General features: G+C 66.5%; 13 protein-coding genes, 1 other RNA gene and 2 pseudogenes. 11 read left to right on the top strand and 5 right to left on the bottom strand.

The annotated features are described in order from the left end of the window. Positions 1 to 760: 760 nt before the first annotated feature. Positions 761 to 4,300: a DUF4365 domain-containing protein gene (locus AA23TX_RS16325; protein ID WP_155543363.1), complete on the bottom strand. Its 3,540-nt coding sequence runs from the start codon at positions 4,298 to 4,300 to the stop codon at positions 761 to 763. Between the two features lie 475 nt (positions 4,301 to 4,775). Between AA23TX_RS16325 and rnpB the strand changes: the two genes are divergently transcribed. The 5 genes and pseudogenes from rnpB to AA23TX_RS51280 all read left to right on the top strand — a co-directional run bounded on the left by rnpB (position 4,776) and on the right by AA23TX_RS51280 (position 7,814). Further along, positions 4,776 to 5,175: RNase P RNA component class A (gene rnpB, locus AA23TX_RS16320), an RNA gene on the top strand. A 65-nt stretch (positions 5,176 to 5,240) separates the two neighbouring features. Further along, positions 5,241 to 5,627: pseudogene (locus AA23TX_RS16315) on the top strand (SCO6745 family protein); the annotation flags it as partial. Between the two features lie 151 nt (positions 5,628 to 5,778). Beyond that, the gene (locus tag AA23TX_RS16310; RefSeq protein ID WP_155543362.1) at positions 5,779 to 6,036 is read left to right on the top strand and encodes a hypothetical protein; all 258 of its coding nucleotides are present in this window, start codon (positions 5,779 to 5,781) and stop codon (positions 6,034 to 6,036) included. A gap of 273 nt (positions 6,037 to 6,309) precedes the next feature. Beyond that, a pseudogene (locus AA23TX_RS16305) lies at positions 6,310 to 7,092 on the top strand (ATP-binding protein); the annotation flags it as partial. Further along, positions 6,999 to 7,814, top strand: a complete 816-nt coding sequence (locus AA23TX_RS51280) for a hypothetical protein (protein WP_500676493.1) — start codon at positions 6,999 to 7,001, stop codon at positions 7,812 to 7,814. The pseudogene AA23TX_RS16305 and the gene AA23TX_RS51280, both read left to right, overlap by 94 nt. Here the strand turns inward: AA23TX_RS51280 and AA23TX_RS16300 are convergent. Together AA23TX_RS16300 and AA23TX_RS16295 are read right to left on the bottom strand one after the other, a co-directional pair. Then, positions 7,725 to 9,047, bottom strand: a complete 1,323-nt coding sequence (locus tag AA23TX_RS16300) for a hypothetical protein (protein ID WP_155543361.1) — start codon at positions 9,045 to 9,047, stop codon at positions 7,725 to 7,727. The genes AA23TX_RS51280 and AA23TX_RS16300 overlap by 90 nt on opposite strands. A 591-nt stretch (positions 9,048 to 9,638) precedes the next feature. Beyond that, on the bottom strand, positions 9,639 to 12,095 hold the full coding sequence (locus tag AA23TX_RS16295; RefSeq protein WP_155543360.1) for a hypothetical protein: 2,457 nt from the start codon (positions 12,093 to 12,095) through the stop codon (positions 9,639 to 9,641). 278 nt (positions 12,096 to 12,373) lie between these two features. On the opposite strand from AA23TX_RS16295, the gene AA23TX_RS49600 reads away from it, so the two are divergent. From AA23TX_RS49600 to AA23TX_RS16280, 3 genes are all read left to right on the top strand, one after another. After that, positions 12,374 to 13,243: an alpha/beta fold hydrolase gene (locus tag AA23TX_RS49600; protein WP_230862521.1), complete on the top strand. Its 870-nt coding sequence runs from the start codon at positions 12,374 to 12,376 to the stop codon at positions 13,241 to 13,243. Positions 13,244 to 14,036: 793 nt separating this feature from the next. Next, on the top strand, positions 14,037 to 14,237 hold the full coding sequence (locus AA23TX_RS16285; RefSeq protein ID WP_155543359.1) for a helix-turn-helix transcriptional regulator: 201 nt from the start codon (positions 14,037 to 14,039) through the stop codon (positions 14,235 to 14,237). 114 nt (positions 14,238 to 14,351) lie between these two features. Then, positions 14,352 to 15,662, top strand: a complete 1,311-nt coding sequence (locus AA23TX_RS16280; protein ID WP_230862520.1) for a tyrosine-type recombinase/integrase — start codon at positions 14,352 to 14,354, stop codon at positions 15,660 to 15,662. A gap of 54 nt (positions 15,663 to 15,716) precedes the next feature. On the opposite strand, the gene AA23TX_RS16275 is transcribed toward AA23TX_RS16280, so the two are convergent. Next, positions 15,717 to 16,295 (bottom strand): hypothetical protein, encoded by a 579-nt coding sequence (locus AA23TX_RS16275; RefSeq protein WP_196425451.1) that lies wholly within the window; start codon positions 16,293 to 16,295, stop codon positions 15,717 to 15,719. A gap of 242 nt (positions 16,296 to 16,537) precedes the next feature. Between AA23TX_RS16275 and AA23TX_RS16270 the strand changes: the two genes are divergently transcribed. The 3 genes from AA23TX_RS16270 (at position 16,538) to AA23TX_RS16260 (ending at position 18,989) form a co-directional block, all read left to right on the top strand. Further along, positions 16,538 to 17,113: a dihydrofolate reductase family protein gene (locus AA23TX_RS16270; RefSeq protein ID WP_155543357.1), complete on the top strand. Its 576-nt coding sequence runs from the start codon at positions 16,538 to 16,540 to the stop codon at positions 17,111 to 17,113. A 34-nt stretch (positions 17,114 to 17,147) separates the two neighbouring features. Further along, positions 17,148 to 17,774 carry an alpha-ketoglutarate-dependent dioxygenase AlkB gene (locus tag AA23TX_RS16265; RefSeq protein ID WP_155543356.1) on the top strand — a complete coding sequence of 209 codons (627 nt, stop codon included), beginning with the start codon at positions 17,148 to 17,150 and terminating at the stop codon, positions 17,772 to 17,774. Between the two features lie 258 nt (positions 17,775 to 18,032). After that, entirely contained in the window at positions 18,033 to 18,989 is a 957-nt protein-coding gene (locus tag AA23TX_RS16260) for a DUF1152 domain-containing protein (RefSeq protein ID WP_155543355.1), read from the top strand. Positions 18,990 to 18,993: 4 nt separating this feature from the next. Here AA23TX_RS16260 and AA23TX_RS16255 read toward each other — a convergent pair whose 3' ends face one another. Further along, positions 18,994 to 20,271, bottom strand: a complete 1,278-nt coding sequence (locus tag AA23TX_RS16255; RefSeq protein ID WP_196425345.1) for a cytochrome P450 — start codon at positions 20,269 to 20,271, stop codon at positions 18,994 to 18,996. Positions 20,272 to 20,286: the final 15 nt, after the last annotated feature.

Below are 20,286 nucleotides of genomic sequence, written 5' to 3'. Positions count from 1 at the left end.
CGTGCGCCAAGCCTGAAAGCCCGTGAGCTGACTTGCCAGCCCACCGGGGACGCCGGACCAGACACGATCGGTTTAGCCGCCGGCCGGTGCACTCTTTGAGCGCACGTCCGCACGACGCGTGGAAATATACTACAACAACGCGCACCCGCCGAGAACGACAACGCACCTTGCGACCACCGCCAGCGGCCGACCGACGCGTGCCCGTGCGTTCCTGAACCTGGTCTATAAACATCGACGAGACGACCCCGACCATGCTGCCGACCGAGTTGATCAGCGATGCCCGGTGCGCCCAGCGCGCCGACCACTCCCGCTCAGCCGTCATTGTGGGCGTGGTGTCCCAGGTCGGGAACCAACTTTCCGTCGGGGCATCGCTACTGAACAGCGGCCAGAGCGAGGCGTCCCAGCCAGCGTCGCCCGCGGGGCGCTCGCCGTCGATGCAGTCGAGACGGCGTGGAGGAGGTGTCCGGCGTCTTCGGTGACGCCGAGGAAGCGGGAGTCGCCGCGAGTCGGTGCTCGCAATGCCCGGCACGACCGTTACCGTCGCCACCCATCCGCACGGCCGCTGATGAGGTCGCCATGCACGTGGTTAACCAGGATCCCGGGATGGCAGCCGGCCCAGCACGCCAGGCCTGCGAACGCATCTGGAAAACCTCGCCCACGAGCACATCGGTGACCGGTACACCTTGCCGCGACCGCAGCCCATCCTGGACAGCGCCCTGGCGGGCAAGGGGCTAGTGTCGCAGGTAGGGTCGGTCACCTACTATTGATGACGCTCGTTACGCTGCCGTCGAATAGTTTCGGCTGTAGCGCGGACGGCGTCGTGCAATATGTCTCGACTTGCCGCTTCGATGGCTAGGTGGTCGGCGATCGTGTCGGTGAGCAGGCGAAGGGCGTTGTTCAAGGCAGTGTCCGCCACATGGTCTGCGACGCCCATGCAGACGCTCACCAGCCACGCGACCAGCAGGTCGGGTTCGTGTGCGTGGACCTTCTCGAAAATGGGCAGGCAGTCGGTGAGTGCGCTGTCGTACTGGGACCAGAAGCCGCCGCGCTGCACGTAGGTAGCCGCTGCGCCGAGCGACCAGTTGTCGTCGCGGGCGATAGCGAAAAGTTCATCGGCGGTCAGGGTCAGGTCGACGACATGGGCACGGGCCAACGTCTGCACATCGGCGCGTAGGGTGTCCTCGATTAGTTCATCCTCGATCAGCACATGCACCAAGGCAAGAGTGCTGAATGCAGGTATGCCTTGCCCTGCGGCCAGTTCCCGGACCACAACATCGTCGCTCCACAGCGCCTTGCCTGTCTGCGCGGCCATTTCCAGCGGACTAACCCAGACCTCTCGATCGCCCAACCCGCCTCGGTCTGGGAAGACCTCGCGAGCCGGGGTGTCCACAGCGACGAGATCTCGGGCGGCTGCCTCGATGTCGTTGATCCGGCTGATGAAGTCGCTGGCCTGGTCTTGGGAAGCCTCGGTCAGCGTCAGTACGCCCTGGTCTGAGTCGAATCCCACCCAGGCCAGGCTGTCGGGATCGCGGCGCAGTTCGGCGCCGGTGACTTGGATGTCCTGTAGGACGTTGCGGGGGGCCACGACTTCGGCGAACGCGGCCCGCAAAGCGGGCCATCGGGCAGGAAGCAAAGTGGCTATGACCAGTGCGCTGGTCTCGACCACGACCGACTGGTTAAGCGCGGTCCTAGCGGCGGCAATCTCCCGGTCGAATTGACCAGAGTCCAAGGTCATCGCCACAATCGGCCCGCAGGCACGCTGGATCAGCGCTTGCGCGTACGGCCGGCTGCGGGATGCGGTCAGCAGCCCCAGGGGCAGCCGCCCCTGCCTGACCAGGCTAACCAGCAGCCGATCCTGCTCAGCGCGCGGCGCCAACTGGGCACGCATCATCTCGGCGAAGTTCAGCCCGTCAATGTTGATCGCACGGATCGGACCGTCGGGATACCGAGTGAGGTAGTCCTGAAGAGCGTCCTGGAATCTCTGCACACCGGCCTCGTCGAGATCGGGCAGAACCGGATGGCCATCCGGCGTGCGTCGACCACCCGCGTGCATCAATGTCGTTAGGATCTGCGCACCGATGTCCCCATCGTCGGGCCAACGGGTCAGGCTGTCCAAGGCGGTGCCGATGTCGGCTTCGGTGAACCCGAACGTTCCGTGCAGCCCCATCCACACGCCCAGCGCGCCGCCGTGGATGATCGGTGGATTGAGCTGCTGGAACCGTGCCCAGGCATCGTCGAGGCGACCTTGGTTGACGGTGGCGCCGATCAGCGCCCACTGGAGGTCGGCCTGCCCCGGGTGCTCTCCCAGTGCCGCTCGGCTATGCGTTTCGACGTTCACCCAGTCCGCGCGCATCGTGTAGAACCCGATCAACCCGCGACGCAGGGCCAGCCGCCGCTCGGCCGGAAGATCAGCACGAGACAAGAGTTGGGCAGCGAAGTCCGCAGCGGCGTGGTGTTGATCGCTGCGCAACAGCAGGTTCAGCCGCAACGCGTCCAACACGACCTCACCGAATCGGGCGATTCCCCGCGCGCACTCCTCCAGCGCTTGCTCATACTGGCCGTCGTTCTCCAACACCTCGACCAGCAACTCCACCGCGCCAGCTGACGTCGCAACATGTCGACGCAGCCGCGCCACCGCGGCGGGCACGTTGCCCCGGGCAGCCTCGCTGCGGCCTGCCAAGAGGTCCGCTGTGACCGGATCGATAACCCCTGACTCGCGCGCCTCGTCGAGCTCGGGAAACGGCCACGCCCCCAGCGCCGCAAGGCGGTAGAGACCGCGCAAGCGCAAGTCATGATGATCGACGACCGGCAGCGCGTCCCGCCACAGTCGAATCTGATCATCGCGCGGAAGATCGGGATCGGCGATCAGCGCGCGCAAGCCGGCGGCAATCGGCGTCTCATCGACCCTGCCGACGAACTCCGTCGCCTTGTCGCGTTGTCCCAGGGCGAGGGCCGCGATGGCACCGAGATATGCGACCCTGCCATCACTCGCCTCCTGCTCGCTGGCTAGTCCGTGCGGCGATGGCGTGGCAAGGTTGATCATGATCGAGTTCGCGCCGGTGAGCAGATGCTTGCGCAACAGCGCCGTCAACGCGTCTGCGCTGGAGCCAGACCAGCGGCGGCGTTGCTGCCAGGCAGTAGTCGCCAGGTCCTCGGCGCGGCGCAGGTCCTCCGCCGGTACAGCTGCCGAGCCGTCCGTCACGCGCCACAACAGCGCCTCAGCCATCCGTAGTTGCAGGCCGCTGTTGTCCGGGCCAGCCGCCAGGGCCTGCTCCGAGTAAGCAACGACTCCGCTGACGTCGCGGCGGTTGCGTGCGTCCTCGCAGAGGATCAGCAGGCACATCAGCTCGCTGGACAGCTCGTCCGGCAAGGCCGCTTGGAGGGCATCTGGAGCTGGGACCGAGCCAGCCTCGTCCAGCTGCCGCAGATGCCAGCGGACGGCCGCCAGGAGCACGGGCGGCCCCCCGGCAGCCTCGGCATGTTCCACCAGCTCGGCCGCCTTCGGCAGGTCTCCGGCTCCAGAGGTGAACACGGCGGCCAAGGCGTACAGTCGCCCTGCACCCGCATCGACCTGCTCAGCAGCCAGCGTGAAGGCCCGAGCCGCCAGGTCGGGGTGGCCGTGCTCCACCGAGTACCCACCCAGGATCGCTTCGAACTGGCCACCCCCGCGTTCCAACCAGCTCGGCCGGCTGGCCAGGATCGTCTCGACGGCCAACCGCGGTTCACTACGTCCGCGCGCCAACGCGACGGCCAGCCGCAAAGCTCCACGTGGCTCACTGGTTGCGACGTGACAGATGGCGTCCGCCGCCGACGGCGGTAGAAACGGCATTGTCTCGTCGAGCGGGTCTTCGGTTGCGCCCGCCGCCGCGTAGGCGATGGCGGTGATCGCGTCTTTGGCGTCGGGAGTGATCGTCTGATGGCGCGGAATGACGATCGTCCAGTCGTTCGGGGTGTAGTTGATCCGCTCCGCGGTCACGTGCTGCCAGTACAAGGTCTCCGTCTCCGGATCACAAAAGATGATCAAGACGGGGAGGGAGTGCCCCAGCCAGTAGTGCAGGTGCCGCTCGTTGCCCTTCGCGCGATACCGCCACCCCTCCGCGGCGGGCTCGAAGTAGGACTGCCCAGTCTTGATCTGAAGAGCCACCAGGCGCCCCGACGCCACGCCGCCGGTCTTCGGCTCCACGTGCGCGTCGATGCCGTAGTCGCGGATGGGTTGACCACGAAATACCCATCCCCACTTGGTGAACGCGATGCTTGTCAGGTCAACGCCCAACTGTTCGGTGTCCGAGCTGTCGGTCATGTCAACACCGCCGTCCGCCTTCCGCGCCTCCCATCAGGGAAGGCTATGCGAAACCCTCGACCTTTCCGCAGCACTGACCGTCCCGACAGGCCGATCAGTTTCAGACCCGGTCGGCCTGGAGTTCGCCGACTGGCGGGCGATCGACGTCGCATGCGTGGTGGTCGCAGTTGGCAGCGTGCCGGCGGTGTCGTGGCTGCGGGAGCGAAGCTGCTGCTGGACGATGGCGTCGTCTGCAGACCGACGTGCCACGGGCTGGGCTGGGCTGGGCTGGGCTGGGCTGGGCTGGGCTGGGCTGGGCTGGGCACGATCGTCGCGGCGGGCGCCGTCGCCCGCTGGCCCGACCTGCGTTACGACGCGACGCCCCGGCGCGACGGGCAATGGCTCAACGCGGTGGAGATGAGCCGCGGGCGGCGGAGAACCTGCTGACCGGCCCAGCCGGAGCGCCGGCGTACACACCGGCGCCGCGGTATTGGTCGGAGCTGTGCGGGGTCCGTATCCAGGTCGCAGACCGGCGAGAGTCCGGATTCCTCAGGGCAGGGTGGTTGCTAACGGCAACCCGGGGTGACCCGCGGGAAAGTGCCACAGAAAACAGACCGCCACGGCCCGCGTGCTTCACGAGGGCCGGGGTAAGGGTGAAACGGTGGTGTAAGAGACCACCAGCGTCCCGGGTGACCGGGGCGGCTGGGTAAACCCCACCCGGAGCAAGGCCAAGAGGGAGCGCGAGCTCCTGCGCAGGCGTTCGAGGACGGCCCGTCCGAGCCTGCGGGTAGGCCGCTGGAGCCTGCCGGCGACGGCAGGCCGAGATGGATGGCCGCCGCCCGGCGAGCCGCGAGGCGACCCGGGAACAGGATCCGGCTTACACGCCAGCTCGTCCGCCCACGCGCTGAAGGCACCCTCCAGCTTCCTTCTGGTGCCGTTACTCGTTAGTAGGGTCCCCGGCATGGCGGGTGACGAGAAGCGGTTCAAGTCGGCCTTCGATTCCCTTCACGCTCTGGCGTACTTCGCGCCCGAGGTGGACCAGGCGCTCACCGGCGTCGGGCTGCGGCCGGGTCGGATGCCGTACTTCGCGGGCCGCAGCGCCGCGATGGGCGCGGTCGGGCCCGAGGTCGTCGCCGCCACCTTCTACAACTTCAACCCCGAGGTCGTCGCCCGCGTGATCCCGCGCGCCTGGACCCTCGCGTCGCCCGAGCAGGTCCTCGAAGCCCGGCTCGACGGCGTCGACGGGGCGCTGACCCGGCTCCTCGGCGAAGGCAAGCTCAAGAGCGACCAGGTCGTCGAGGCCACCGAGCTCGCCCGGGAAGCCACCGCGGGGTGCACCACCGAAGGACCCTACAGCACACTTGGGAGACGAACCTGGATACGCCGCAGACGACACAACGCGAAGCTTCAAGCCTCATACAAACGGGGCGCCGCCTGTTCCAGCAGGCGACGCCCCACACGACAAATCCGCACGCCACTAACGAGCAGGAGAGTGCCGCATGTCCAAGACTAACGGCAGCAGACGACGCTGCCCAGACCGGGAGCCCCGCCACACCCTATGGTGGGCGCTAGTCAAGGTCCTGACCAGGGGAAAGCTCTACCGGCGCCTGATCTGGATCCTCCTGCTGGGTAGCGGCCTGGTAGGGGTTCTGGCCGCTTTAGCCACGGTCGTGCTCCTCGCGAGAGGAACCGACGTTGTCGCGATTGTCCACGACCTCGCCGCCGTCATGATCGGCTTGATGATCAACACCAAGTAGGTCCCGTCGGGCGCCTCCGAGGCTAGTACAGCCGTCGGAGGCGCCCGACACCGCTCCTGTGGCTGGGCGGCCGCAAGGGCGACAACGCCGGCGTCATGCGCCGGCTCGCCGGCGTGGTCATCGCGCTCGCCATCATCGGTCTCGCGGTCAGCGGCGCGGGCGTGAACGTGGGCCAGTGGATCGCCGGCCTGTTCACCGGCTGAGGGGCGGGCCCGCGTGCGCATCAGGACCCGATGACGAGGTTTACCGGGTCGACGCCGTGTGGCTCATCCCGCCGACCGGTTGCCGGCGGCGGTCGAGGTGTCGGCGCGGATCTACGTCCGGCGGCCCGAGGAGGTCGCCAGCGAGCTGCAGCGCCAGATGAACAAGGTGCGCTCGCAGGTCAAGCACTACACCGACGAGCACGAGCTGGAGCCGCCGCAGTCGCTGTCGCGCCAGGCCGGGCGCGTGCTGGAGATCGACGACGAGATGACGTCGGGCTTCACCGCGCTCGCCACCCGCGTCCGCTCGTGGTGGCGGCTGGCGGTGTCCGGCCCGACCGAGCGCGACGCGCTGCGCCTGGCCCAGCAGCTGCTCGACCTCTACAAGCCGAAGATCGCCATCGAGCACCCCGAGGCCCAGTACGCGATGGCCCGGGAGTTCATCCCGGGCGAGCCGCTGGCCTCGGCGGCGTACATGCGCCGCGGGTCGGTGGTCTGGGCGTCCTCGGCGGTCCCGACGGCGACCGCGGAGGTCGGCGACCGCCGCGGCATCCTGCTCGGCGAGACGTGCACCGCCACGCGGCGCCCGGTGGCCTGGGACCCGTGGATGGCCCAGGAGATCCGCGACGGCTCCGGCCTGACCGCGATGGTCGCCGGCCTGGGTGGTGGTAAGTCGTTCCTCGGCGGCGGCATCGTCTACAAGACGCTGCGCGCCGGCGCGAACTGGACGATCCTCGACCCGTCCGGCCCGCTGTCGCGGCTGTGCGACCTGCCGGAGCTGCGCCCGTACGCGCGGCCGATCAACCTGCTCAACGCCCAGCCCGGCATCCTGAACCCGTACCGGGTGGTCGCCGAACAGAAGGACGGCGTCCCGCGCGAGTACTGGACGGACGCGGAGTCCCTCGGCGTCGAGAGACTCAACCTGCTGGCCCGGCTGCCCCAGCGGTCGGCGCACGAGAAGCCGAAGGAAAGCAGTTCACCTTCGGCGACGGCGACGGCGCCGGCGGTGTGGAGCGCACCCGCGTCAATCCAGCGACTCGACAACAATTCAGCTGTGGCCCGCCCAACCGCCGCACGGCCAGGTGCCGTCAACGGAGGTTCAGTGGGCTGGCTTCCTGCCAGCGCACGTCCCGGTTCCCCGCGTACGGCCACACGTGGACCGAGACGGCCCACGGGGACCTCAAGGCAATCCTCCGCTACAGCACGGGACCGCCGGTCTCCCGCGACATCATCGGTGACCGGGCTTCGTGCGTTTTCGACGCACCGCTAACGAAGCCCGACTCGCACCTGGCGAAGATCTTCGGCTGGTACAACAACGAAGGGGGGCTACGCCGCCCGCACGGTCGAGCTCGTGGAGCTGATCGTTCGCTCCCCTACAAACCGAGTGGCCAGGCAAGATACCCCGACCTCAGGCACCCTCTGGTGAACATGTCCTGGTGGGCGCCCATCTCAGGTCCTTACGTAGCCAGTCGACCGGGCGTATTGGGTTCAGACCTTGCCGCCCCGGTAGAGATGGCTTCTGAGGTTGTCTGGGTTCGCCAGGACGTCGAGGAGGTACAGGTATCCGAGCAGACCTAGGTCATGCGGGATGGTGCCATCGTGGTGCGCGAGCAGCGCGTTCGTGCGGTCGACCCGGCCGGACCGGTTGCTGCCGTGCCCGTGGGTCGCGTCCCGCAGGACTTTTATGTAGTCAGCTGCCGCTACAGCGGCGTCGAGCCGTGCGACGGTGTTGTCCGTATGCGTCAGGGTGACCTCACCACTGCCGGGTTGATGCCCCATGAAGAATCCGTCTTGGACTTGCTTCAAGGCTGCTACTGCTCGGTCGGCGGCCGGCAGAAGCACTTCCGCTGCGTCGGCCGGCATTCCGGCGCGGAGGGTGTCAAGGGTCTTCTGCGCGAAGGGCAAGGAGCAGAGCTTCGACAGGTCTCGGCCAGTAACTCGCTCCAGCGTGTCCAGCACCGTGAACAGCAGCACGCGACGCGCGTTGATGTCCCGCCGCGCGATCTGGCTCGAGTTCACCCGGCGGAACAACTGCTCGACAGTCATCCGACAGTGCAGATGCTTGATCGGGCGGTATTCCCCGTTCTGGTCAGTGAACACGGCGGGGTCAGTGAGGACGCCGAACAGCTCGTTGAGACGGCTGCCCCACCAGTCGATCGCGGCGGTTCCGGCGTTCGCGGACAGCATCGGAACCGTAAACGGGTTCGGATCACCCTGCAACGAGAGGATGTGCAGGAGTTCGGCGGCGTTGCCGCGGGTTCCTGCCAGCGGCAGTCCGAGCGTGTAGGTAATCACACCGAGCTCCCTGTGCGCCGTGAACGCCCAGATCGAGGGAGCAAGCGCGGCCAACAGTGACCCCGCGTAGGCGTCGAGCAGAAAGATTCCGTCGGACAAACCACTTGAGCTGGCAAAGGCTGTCTTTCCTGCAGCATTGGCCGCCTGGACGTACTTTAGATTGCCGGCACGCAGCTGGGGGTCGTATTCCACGCGTAGCAACACAGTTGCCAATTGCGAACGATGCAGCAAGTCTCGTCCGCGACGCAGGACATGTACCCGTGCATCGGAGCTGATTTGACGCTGAAGCTCTCTGTGAACCCCGGCCACCAGATCCCCGAGGTCTGCTGCTGGGCAAACCTGGGTCTGTAGCTGCGACAGCCACAGGATGTCGACCGGGTCTTTGGTTTGCTCGGCTCGGTCGATCCGACGTTGCAGCTCGGTCGGTTCCAGCACGTGAGGTGCGCGGTCACTCGAACTCGCGGCGAGTCGTGCGATCAGCGTGCGGGTCTGGCCAGCATTGAGCGCGTGATCCATGATCATCAAGCTCGGTCGACGCTGCGTATGGCGTTCGGTTGTACGCACCCGCCACTCGTCGGAGGCTCCTATACGCGTGGCGTGCAATTCCGCATCTAACAGGAATTGCTTCAAATTGCTACCGCCTAGCCAGGCAGGAAGTGTCATCCGGGCCTCGGTAGGAACGTTCGCAGAGCCGACCATTCGACGAGTTTAGGCGGCTGCCCCTTGCTCATGCACGCGGATTACCCCGGAGGACACCACCTGCGAACTCGGGGGACGTCGCCTCCCGATCAGCCCGCAAGCTCGGCGCAGGCATCCGGACTTCGGACACACAAAATTCCTCCGTTCGGGATCGACTTCGAAGGACCTTTCCAGCGGGGACCCTCGGTCCCAGAAACCGTTGGTGGCACGGGAACAGACCAAGCCATCAGCGAGAGAACGGAGGTTCCGATGTCCATCAAGCCGCAAGAGAACACCGGCCAGGTCCCCACCCCAGCGCTCCACCGAGCCGGCCCAGGTCCCCGATTTCGTCGACGGTCTCGGCGAGGATCGCCAGCGGGGCGGGGCGGCATCAACTCCTGGACCTGGCTGTTCTACCTTGGCCGTCGGTTACTTTCCGCCTTCCTCATGGACTACGGCGTGGCTCCGCCCCAGGCCCGAGATAAACCTGACTTCTGGTGAACCCAACGCGCCCCAACCATCGAAGTCACGCACAATATCGCCGACCGAGACGATGGTGGCTGGAGTCCATGCCTCGGCGCTGGTGGCGAACAGGAGCCGGTCGGCGCGCAGCCACGCCGCCACACGACACTTTTTCTCCACCTCCAATCTGGCCCTTCGGCCGGTCAGGTCGCTACCGCTCTTGCACTCGGCCACGGTAAGGACATCTTCGGCGTACGCCACCAGGTCCACCTCGACCTGTGGTTTGTCCCCGTCGAGGAACGTGACTTCCTCGACGTCGACGAACGTTGAGCGCTGGTCCTTCCGCGTCGCCCGCAGATATGCCGATAGCAGGGCAGACACCTCACCGTGCTCGGCCAGAACGTGCCGACCCACCGGATGCAGGTCGTAGAACCACGTCGGTTCGTTCATGGGAAGCTTCCACGCGGACCGGTCAAGGTCGTTCAACGCGTCACAGCGGACGCACCGCCAGCGCTGGCCGAGTCGATCGATGGTCTGAAACTGCTTCTGCTGGCACGTCGAACACAGAACCACCATCCCGCGGCGCAGCACCCCGGAACGAAGAACGGCATCCACCCGGTCCCGCACCTCGGCCTCCTCGCAGCCGGCGACGCGCGTGCACATTCCGGCGAAGGTCAACACACCCTCCCTTGACGACAGTGACACGCCGTCCCCGTCCGGATACGCCACCTTGCTTGTCGAGCTGGTCGCCAACATGCCGCGGAGCGCCGGCAACAGAACACCACCGAACACGTCGACGTACTGCTCGCGCCCTCCGAGCATGTCCACTAGCAGTCCCGTGCGCAGACCAGCTTCACTCGGCCGCGCTACGAGATCACGTTCAGCCGCCTTTGCTGTGATCCACGTGACAAGGCTCGACTCGCGAAGTGCGACTCGGGCAAGGGTGTTTTCCGGCCGAGTCCCGCGCGTGACGAAGTCATTCCGCCGTGACTGGTAGGTCATGCCGTGGCGGCTGCTTCTTGCCCATGTGGACATAAAAGCCGGGCGGTTACCGAACAGCTCGTTGCTGTCCAAACCGCGTCGACGCACAGCGCGGCTGTCCTCCCAGTGCACGTCGACGTGCCACTGCAGATCCTCTTGAGCCGCCAAATCGGCACTCACGAGCACCGGAGCAGGAAGCGGTGCAGCCATTCGACGAGTACCGTCCTCCGCGACGGATACCGGCACGGTCACCTGGCTGTCCCACTGGTCTTCCACGGCCAGACTCACGGTCGGCTGCTGCCGCCACGGCAACTTTGGACTGAGGATCACATCGAGCCCCGGATCCTGCTGTCCAGGGATCTTGATCTGATTCGCCGCAACGACACGGTCGCGCGTGATCTCGAGTTCCTTTTCCGATCGCGAGATCGACGTGATCGCCAGGCGGTTGGAGTTTCGAGCGAGATCACGTGCGATCCGTGCAATGCGATGCCCGACGCGCCACGGTACGGCGCCGTCATCATCCAGCAGCGGAGACGGCACCCAGAACCCGGTGCCGAAGGTCAACTGCCAGAGGCGGGCTAGCGCCAAGTCCTCGGCGCTGTCGCCGACGACCAAAAGTCCGGTGCGGTGAATGTCAAAGCCGGTATGAATTTCGACGATGTGCGTCTTGGAGCGGGTGTGCGCGGTGGGCGTCGTCTTGGCGTCCATGCCGACCGCCACGCCGGGATGCCACATCAACTCGTCGGGCGCCGAGCAACTCGGGTCGTCGAGCAGCCAACCCGCCAACTGCTCGCGAACGTCATCGTCGAGCACCGGTTCTTCAGCATTGTGCTCTGGTGGCGCGGCCACACCAGCGTGATTTGCTACGGCAGCACCCAGCACACCTCCCCAGTTCGCGGGACAGGCAAGGACGGATGCATGCCACGTCTCCGACATGTCCACGACGTTCGGAAAATGGCCGGTCGGCTCGTTGCCCAAGTACTCGACGCTCTCGTGCCACGCACCTCCCCGGCGAGATGCATAGGGGGAGCACACGGAAGCGATCTGTTCACGTGCTGCGTGGTCGGCGGAGCTCGGCGCAGCTTCGTCCAGCGCCATACGGAGCATCCGCTCTCGTTCTTCCCCTGAGAGAGGTTCGTCGTCATCTCCAGTGATCGTGAACCAGCCTGGACGAAGATTTTCGATGTCGTTCACAGTTGGGCTGTAGGTCACGACGAAATCTGGGTCATATGCCTCGCATGCGCGCAGCAGTACGGCGTCGACCTGACCACCACGGTGCGGTACGACTGCGAAGCCAGCACCGCCCCAGGCCCTGTCCGCACGATACAGAGCGCGGCGCACCCAGTAGCTCCAATGCTGGCCGCCGTCGACGACGATAACGACTCGCGGAGGACGCAAGGTCGTACTTACCGAGGTGTACGACAGGATTTCGGTCGATGCCACTGCACGATTGAACCATGCGGCACCTGGTTCGAGCCGCTACCCAATCGGTGCGTCGTACTCTCCAAGTTGGACCACCCCGTTCGAAGCGTCACGGACCGCCATGCACCTTCGTCATTGCCGGATCGAACACCCGCGATGTCGGCGCGCACGAACATCTCGTCCTCGCCACACGTAGTCGTCCCAGCGCGTAACGGACCGCGGGTCCGCAGCCGTCCGTGCTGCGGACTCGACCGGACCAATGCGTTGCTCCGCGACACAGCTGCACTGACAATGCAGGCATGACCTACATCGCACTGCCGGACGGCCGGACTTTGCACATCGAGATCACTGGGCCACCTTCTGGGCTGCCGGTGATCTTCCACCACGGCACACCCGGATCCGTACGCCGGTTCACCGGTTTCCAGCATGCAGTGCACGAGCACGGCCTCCGCCTAGTGCGGTATTCGCGTGCCGGTTACGGCCAGTCCAGCAGATTGCCCGGCCGAGCGATCGCCGATGTCGCGCCGGACATCTCCGCAATCCTCGATCACATCGACGCACCACGTTGCCTCGTCGCGGGCCGATCCGGAGGCGGCCCGCACTGCCTGGCCACGGCCGCACTGTTGCCCGAGCGAGTTGCCGGCGCACTCGTGATTGCCGGGCTCGCCCCGTATGGCGGAGCCGATCTGGAATTTCTCGACGGAATGGGTGAACTGAACATTGAACTGTTCGGCCGAGCCTTACACGGCGAGCCCAAACTTCGCCCGGCGCTGGAATCCCATGCCCGCGGCCTTGGCGCCAACGACAGTGCAGCGATCATGCAGGAATGGCGCACCCTGCTCCCAGACGTTGACCGCGCAGTCCTAACCGGCGAGTACGCCGAGGACCTGGCCGCTAACTACGCCGAAGCGCTGCACCCAGGCGTCGATGGCTGGGTGGACGACGACCTTGCCTTCGTAAGCCCGTGGGGATTTTCCGTGACCGACATCGACGTACCCACCTTCATCTGGCACGGCACCGAAGACCTATTCGTCCCCTTCCAACACGGCGAATGGCTGGCCCGTCACATCCCGGGTGCCACAGCCCACCTTCTCGACGGCGAGGGCCACCTGTCTCTCGCCATCGGCGCCCTCGACATGATGCTGACCGAACTGGCCGAGGCCGAGTAATCAGGACAACGCGGTACCCTGTCGAACTCGCAACTTCAAGCTTAGGTGCGCCCGGCCGAACCGGACGTGCTCCTGACCGACGCGTACAGCAGCCAGAGCAGATCGACTTCACGTTCGTGTGTTTCGGCATTTCTCGGCGACGGCGACCCGTACAAGAGTGCCGGAGACGTCGGCCGATCACGAGCATGCGTTATACAGCGATCGCCGGATTGCCTGGCGATCGCCCGGCGACGGCAAGCTGAAGCAACGGCGTGGAGCCCGCCCCTCCGGAGTGGAACCGAAGCCCGCAACCTGCGGTAGCTCGCGTTTCACCAGGTCAAGAAAGGCATTGCACTTCCCTGACACAGAAGAGGTAACCGACATCGATAGCTCAGCACATCGCCTGAGCACGTAGGTCAGTGGCCCAGGCCATCGCCGCCGAGCGATGACCCCATGGTTGGTCGGGTAGCGATGAAACGGCGATGATTCCGGACCGAGGGGGTGACCGGCGTTGGACGGCGACGACTTCGAACCAGAGGCCGTACAACTTGGTGTCGTGGTGTCTCCCCACAGCGCCTAGCACGGAGTTGGTGGTCAAGACGCGCCGTCGAAGTCGACCTGGACGGGTACTTCCGCTCTGGCCGCTACGACGGTGTCGTGGACGATCCATGCATACCGACCAGGCCTTGGGGCGGACATGACGACTCCTTCGAACACCTCGCCACAATCAGACGAAACACACAGCCGTCCACGACCACCGACACTCCAGGACGTCGCCGGAAGTGGGCCTCGATCTGGTCGGCGGCGCACAGCGATGCCTGCGCGAATCCGCGTAGTGGAGCTGGAAGGGCTCTGGGGGCCGGAGGAACTGGGAGCGTTCCTCGGGATCCCGGAGAAGACGCTCAAGCACTGGCGGCTCACCGGGTACGGCCCGCCGTGGGCACGGCTTGGCAAGCACGTCCGCTACGACCCGGCAGGCGTCCGGGCCTGGCTGGCAAGCCTTGAAGCGGCCTGACAACCACAGGACATGAACAGCCTGGCTCCCCGGCAAAAGCCGTCCACGGGGGACACCAGGGCTATTTCCTGCCGCACCGAAGTGGTTCGGCTTGACGGTAGAAAGGAAAGCCGCGTGAAAGGACACGTGGAGGACCGATGGTGGCGCAAGAAGAAGGTGGACGGGAAGCTCGTCTACACCGACACTGGCCGACCGGTTCGAGAGAAGACGGATCTGTTCGGCAAGGGCGACCGCTACAAGGTCCGCTACTACGACCCTGATGGCAAGGAGAAGTCCAAGTCTTTTCCTGACAAGGAACTGACCCGCGCGAAAGCGTTCCTCACCAAGATGCAACACGACGTGCTCTCGAACGAGTACGTCGACCCGAAGGCCGGCGAGTTGCCGTTCCGCGCCTACACCCACGAGTGGCGCAAAGGCCAGTCGACGGACGCCTCGACTCGTCAGACGGTAACCAGCCACCTCGACAACGGCATCTTCCCGTTTCTCGGCGACAAGTCGCTACGAGCCGTCGAGAAGACGGAAACAATCCGTGACTGGCTCGACTGGATGGAGCGCCCGAGGAGTGAGGGTGGACGGGGGTTGGCCGCATCCTATCGAGCCGTCCTGTTCGACATGGTCTCGGCGATCCTGGAAGCCGCCTGGGTGGACCAGAGGATCCGCAGCAACCCGTGTAAGACGAAGAGCATCAAACGCCCCAAGCCGGAGCAGCGGAAGATAGTTCCTTGGAGGGAGTCTCAGGTATATCAGGTGAAGCTCGCCCTGCCCGCTCCGCAACAGGTGGTTGTGCCACTCGTGGCCGGCCTGGGACTGCGGCAGATGGAGATCTTCGGGTTCAGCCCGGACGACGTCGATCGGGGGGAGATGGTGGCGAACATCCAGCGCCAGATTCGCTGGATCGGCAACACGCCCGTGTTCGCTCCCCCGAAGGGCGGGAAGACCCGGCTGGTGCCGATCGGGGCCGGAGTCCTGGAAGAAATCGACGCGCACCTGGCCTCCTTCGAGCCTGTCACAGTCACCCTGCCCTGGCTCGAACCCGGAGGGCGTCCGGTTACCGCCCGGCTGCTGATCCGCAAGCCCGAAGGTCTTCAACGCCTCGGCGCTCGTGCTGCCAGCGGCATGATCAGCGGCCCCGAATACAACCTCGCCGTCTGGAAACCGGCCTTCGCTGCAGCCGGGCTCAACTACATCCCGCGACGAGACGGCATGCACGGCATGCGGCACTTCTACGCCTCGGTCGCCCTAGCCTCCGGAGTGTCGGTCAAGGAGCTGGCCGAGTACCTCGGTCACCACGACCCGGGCTACACGCTCCGGATCTATACGCACCTGGTCCCCTCGAGTCATCGCCGGGCGCGAGAGGCAGCCGACGAGATTTTCAAACCGCGCCGCACCGGGGCGGCGCGGCCTGAAAATCCCAAGACAGCCTAGTGACGGCCTGACGCCCTCAAAACCCACAAAACCGCAGGTCAGGCCCTATTTCGCCTACTTGTGCCAGAACTTGATCCCGCTCCACTCCACCGTGATCGGGCCCTTGCCGCTCGCCGTGCGGTAGCTGCCGAACTTGTCGTAGTAACTACCGCTGGGACTCGAGACCGAGTCCTTCTGCGAGCCGTTGATGTACACCTTGTGCGTGCTGCCGACCTGGTTGATCGTGTTCACCCGGACGCTCGTGCCCACGGTCGCGCCGGTGGCGATCGTCTCCCCGCCGTGGACGGCGTAGAGGCGGCCGCCTTTCTCCACCGCCAGCAGGAAGAACGGGCCGGCGCTGGAACCGTCCCGGAACGTCTGCTTCAGGCTGATCCGGGAGCCGCTCATGCTGGTGATCTTGAAGGAACCCTCGAACTGGTGGGTACCCCCGGTGTAGGTGGTGTAGCGGCGTTCCGCGCGCTGGTCACCGCTGCCGGTGGAGCAGGTCAGCTTGAAGGTGAGCCCGGAGATGTCGCCGCACCCCCGCTCCTGCTCCGAGTAGCCCGGCGAGTCCGAGATCCACGGGCCGGTCCCGACCTGGGCGTCGGCGACCGGGGTGAACACCGCGAGTCCCGTCACGACCGCCGCGAGCACTCCCGCTCCGCGAAGTCTGTGCACCGTCCAACCTCCTGTATCACTCGAGGCGGCGGTAGCCGGACACAGGTTCAGACCTCTTGTCCGGCGTGGGAGTGACTGTACGAGTCCGGACGGCCACGGACAAGACCCACCTCGATGCCGGGTGGTGCGTCGGAAGTTTTCCGCGTGGCGCTGTCGAATCCGGGTTCCGCCGTTCGACACACTGGTGAAAGCACGCAAGATCGACCTAGGAGCACCTCATGCGCACCCTGATCTCCACCTCGTTCGTCTCGCTCGACGGCGTCGTCGAAGCGCCCGGCGGAGAGCCGGGCTACCGCAACTCCGGCTGGACGTTCAAGGACATCGAGTTCGACCCCGCCGCCTACGCCATCAAGGGCAGCGAGCAGGAAGAGGCGACGGCCATGCTCATGGGCCGGGTCAGCTACGAGGTGTTCTCGCCGGTGTGGCCGGGCATGACGGCCGAGTTCCCGGGCTACAACGCGATGCCGAAGTACGTCGTGTCGACCACGTTGCAGGAGTCCGATCTGGTCACGAACTGGGGCGAGACGACCATCCTCCGCTCGCTGGACGACGTCGCCGCACTGAAGGAGACCGAGGGCGGGCCGATCATCGTCCACGGCAGTGCCGCGCTGAACCGCGCGCTCGCCGACGCCGGCCTGGTCGACCGCTACCACCTGCTGGTGTTCCCGGTCCTGCTCGGCGCGGGCAAGCGGCTGTTCGGCGAGACCGACAAGGACAAGCAGGCCCTGAAGCTCGTCGAGAGCGAGTCCTACGGCAACGGGATCCAGAAGCTCGTCTACGACGTCATTCACTAGAACAGGTGTTCGATCTTGGTGTAGACTGGGGACCATGAACCCGGGTCTCCAGTCTTCGCTGTTCGCCACCCAGGGCTCGATTTCGCTGCGCCCACTCGCGCCCGAGCGGACCGATCTCGGCTCGGGTGCGTGGGTCGACATCCAGCCGGGCTGGCTGGAGGGCGCCGACGAGCTGTTCGCGGCATTGGTCGAGGGTGTGCCGTGGCAGGTGGAGAAGCGGAAGATGTACGACCGCGTAGTCGCCGTGCCGCGGCTGCTGAGCTACTACCGCGAGAACGTGCCGCTCCCCCACCCCGCGCTGGTCGCGGCGCGGGACGCGCTGAGCAAGCACTACCTGCGGGAGCTGCGCGAGCCGTTCCGCACGGCGGGGTTGTGCTACTACCGCGACGGACGCGACAGCGTGGCGTGGCACGGCGACCGGATCGGCCGCGGAGCCCGCGAGGACACGATGATCGCGATCCTGTCGGTCGGCGCGGCGCGCACCCTGGCGTTGCGTCCGCGCGGAGGCGGCGGCAAGACGCTGGCTCGGCCGCTGGGGCACGGTGATCTGCTCGTGATGGGCGGGAGTTGCCAGCGGACTTGGGAGCATTCGGTTCCGAAGACGGCCAAGCCGGTCGGACCGCGGATCAGCGTGCAGTTCCGGCCGCGCGGGGTGAACTGAGCCGGCCGGGGGCCGGGGGCCGGGGGCCGGGGGCCGGGGGCCGGGGGCCGGGGGAGGTTAACTCCGGATGTGGCGTGATTGTGCGCGGAACTCACGTGATCACAGGCGGAACTCGCCGGGTTGGTGAGTTCCGGCCCCAGTCACGCGAGTTCCGGGCCTGGTCACGCCAGTTCCGGAGGTCACACCAGTCCCGATTCCGGTGATCGAACGGCGCGATCGGTCCATAAAGGACTTTCCGAACCCCCGTACCATGGCCGGGTGCACACCCTCGCCGAACCGCCGCTCTTCACCCGGCTTCAGTCCGCCCGCCGGGTCCTCGTCGCCGGTGCGGGCGGCGGCTTCGATGTCTACGCCGGACTCCCTCTCGCCGTGGCGCTCAAAGCTCAGGGCAAAGAAGTCCACCTGGCCAACCTCGCCTTCAGTGACCTGAACCGGCTCGACCTCGACGACTGGCTCTCCCCCGACGTCGCCACCGTGCGCCCCGGCAGCGCCGGCGATGATGCCTACTTCCCCGAACGGACTCTCGCTCGGTGGCTCGAAACCCAAGGCTGGCCGCCCGTGGTCCACGCCTTCCCCCGCACCGGGGCCCGACCGCTGCGCGCCGCCTACGAATACCTCGTGGCGCACCTGGCCGTCGACGCCGTCGTGCTCGTCGATGGTGGCACCGACATCCTCCTGCGCGGCGATGAAGCCGGGCTCGGTACGCCCGAAGAAGACATGGCCAGTCTCGCCGCCGTTGCCGCACTCCCCGACGTCGACCGGCTTGTCGTCAGTCTCGGCTTCGGCATCGATGCCTTCCACGGCGTCTGTCACGCCCACGTCCTCGAGAACCTCGCCGCTCTCGAGCGGGAAGGCGGTTACCTCGGTGCTCTGTCGATCCCGTCGGCCTCCGCCGAAGCACGGGCCTACCTGGACGCCGTCGCCCACGCGCAGCTCGCCACCCCGGATCGGCCGAGCATCGTGCAGGGCCAGATCGCCGCCGCGCTGCGGGGCGAGTTCGGGAACGCCCAGTTCACCGCGCGCACCGCCGGCAGCGAACTGTTCGTGAACCCGCTGATGGGCGTCTACTTCAGCGCCGACTTGGCCATCCTGGCCGCGAACGTCGGCTACCTCGCCGAACTGGCCGATACGGACACCGCCGTCGACGTCGCCCTCGCCATCGAAGCCCACCGCGACCGCGTCGAACGACGGCCGCGGCGGGTCATCCCGCACTGAAACCTCAGTCCACCAGGACCGGCAGCTCGTCCAGACCGTACACAATGGACACCTTGCGGAACGAAAGCTCCTCCGCCGGCACCGCGAGCCGCAGGTTCGGGAACCGGCGGACCAGCGCCGGGTACGCCGTGCGCAGCTCCATCCGGGCCAGCTCCGCGCCGATGCAGCGGTGGATCCCGTAGCTGAACGCCAGGTGCGACGTCGGCTCGCGGGTGGCGTCGAACTTCTCCATGTCCGCGCCCAGCTTCGCGTCGCGGTCCGCGGCAGACAGGGACACCAGCACGATGTCGCCCTCGGAGATCCGCTCGCCGCCGATCTCCATGTCCTCCTTGGCGAACCGCGGGAACGCCATCTGCACCACCGTCAGGTAGCGCAGCAGCTCCTCGACGAACCGGTGCACGGACTCGTCGTCGCCGCGGACCGCTTCGAACGCCTTCTCGTCGCGCAGCAGCACCAGCGCCCCGAGCGCGAGCATGCTGGCCGTCGTCTCCAGGCCGCCGGTCAGCACGCCGTCGGCGAGGCCGGCCAGCTCACGGTCGGAGATCTCGTCGCCGTGCTCCTTGATCAGCATGCCGAGCAGGCCGTCGCCGGGCTCTTCGCGCTGCTTCTTGACGATGTCGAGCAGGTAGGTCAGCGACTCCGACATCGCACCGAGCGACGCGCTCGCCCCGCCGAACAGGTCGAACCGCGCGGTGCCCAGCCGCTGGAAGTCCTCGCGGTCCTCGTAGGACACGCCGAGCAGCTCGCAGATGGTCAGCGACGGGATCGGCAGTGCGAACGCCCGCCACAGGTCGACCGGGCCCTCGGTCTTGGCCATCGCGTCGAGCTGCTCGGTGACGATCTCGTCGATCCGCGGGGTCAGCCGGTTGAGCCGGCGCATCGTGAACTCCGGCGTGAGCAGCTTGCGCAGCCGGGTGTGCACCGGCGGGTCCGCGAAGCCGAGCCCGCCCGGGTTCTGGTCCTCGGTGACCCCGGCGTTGCCCACCAGGTTGGTGAAGTCGGTCGAGAACTCCGTCACCTTGCCGAGCACGGCCTTCGCTTCGTCGTAACCCGTGACCAGCCAGGCGTTCATCCCGAACGGCAGGTCGAGCTTGCTGATCGGCGCCTCGGCCCGGATGGCGCCGATCTCGGCGACCGGGTCGAGGCCGTCGCGCCGGAGCGGCAGCAGCGCCGCGTCGGGCAGGAAGGACGACATCTTCTCGAGGTCGAAGCCCTTTTTCGACTGACGCGCGAGATACCGTCGCCCGACCCAGCCCAGGACCCGTGAGCGGAGACTCCCCATGGATCCGACAGTACC

Source organism: Amycolatopsis camponoti (assembly GCF_902497555.1).
Classification (GTDB): domain Bacteria; phylum Actinomycetota; class Actinomycetes; order Mycobacteriales; family Pseudonocardiaceae; genus Amycolatopsis; species Amycolatopsis camponoti.
This window is presented reverse-complemented; position numbering and strand designations above follow the sequence as displayed.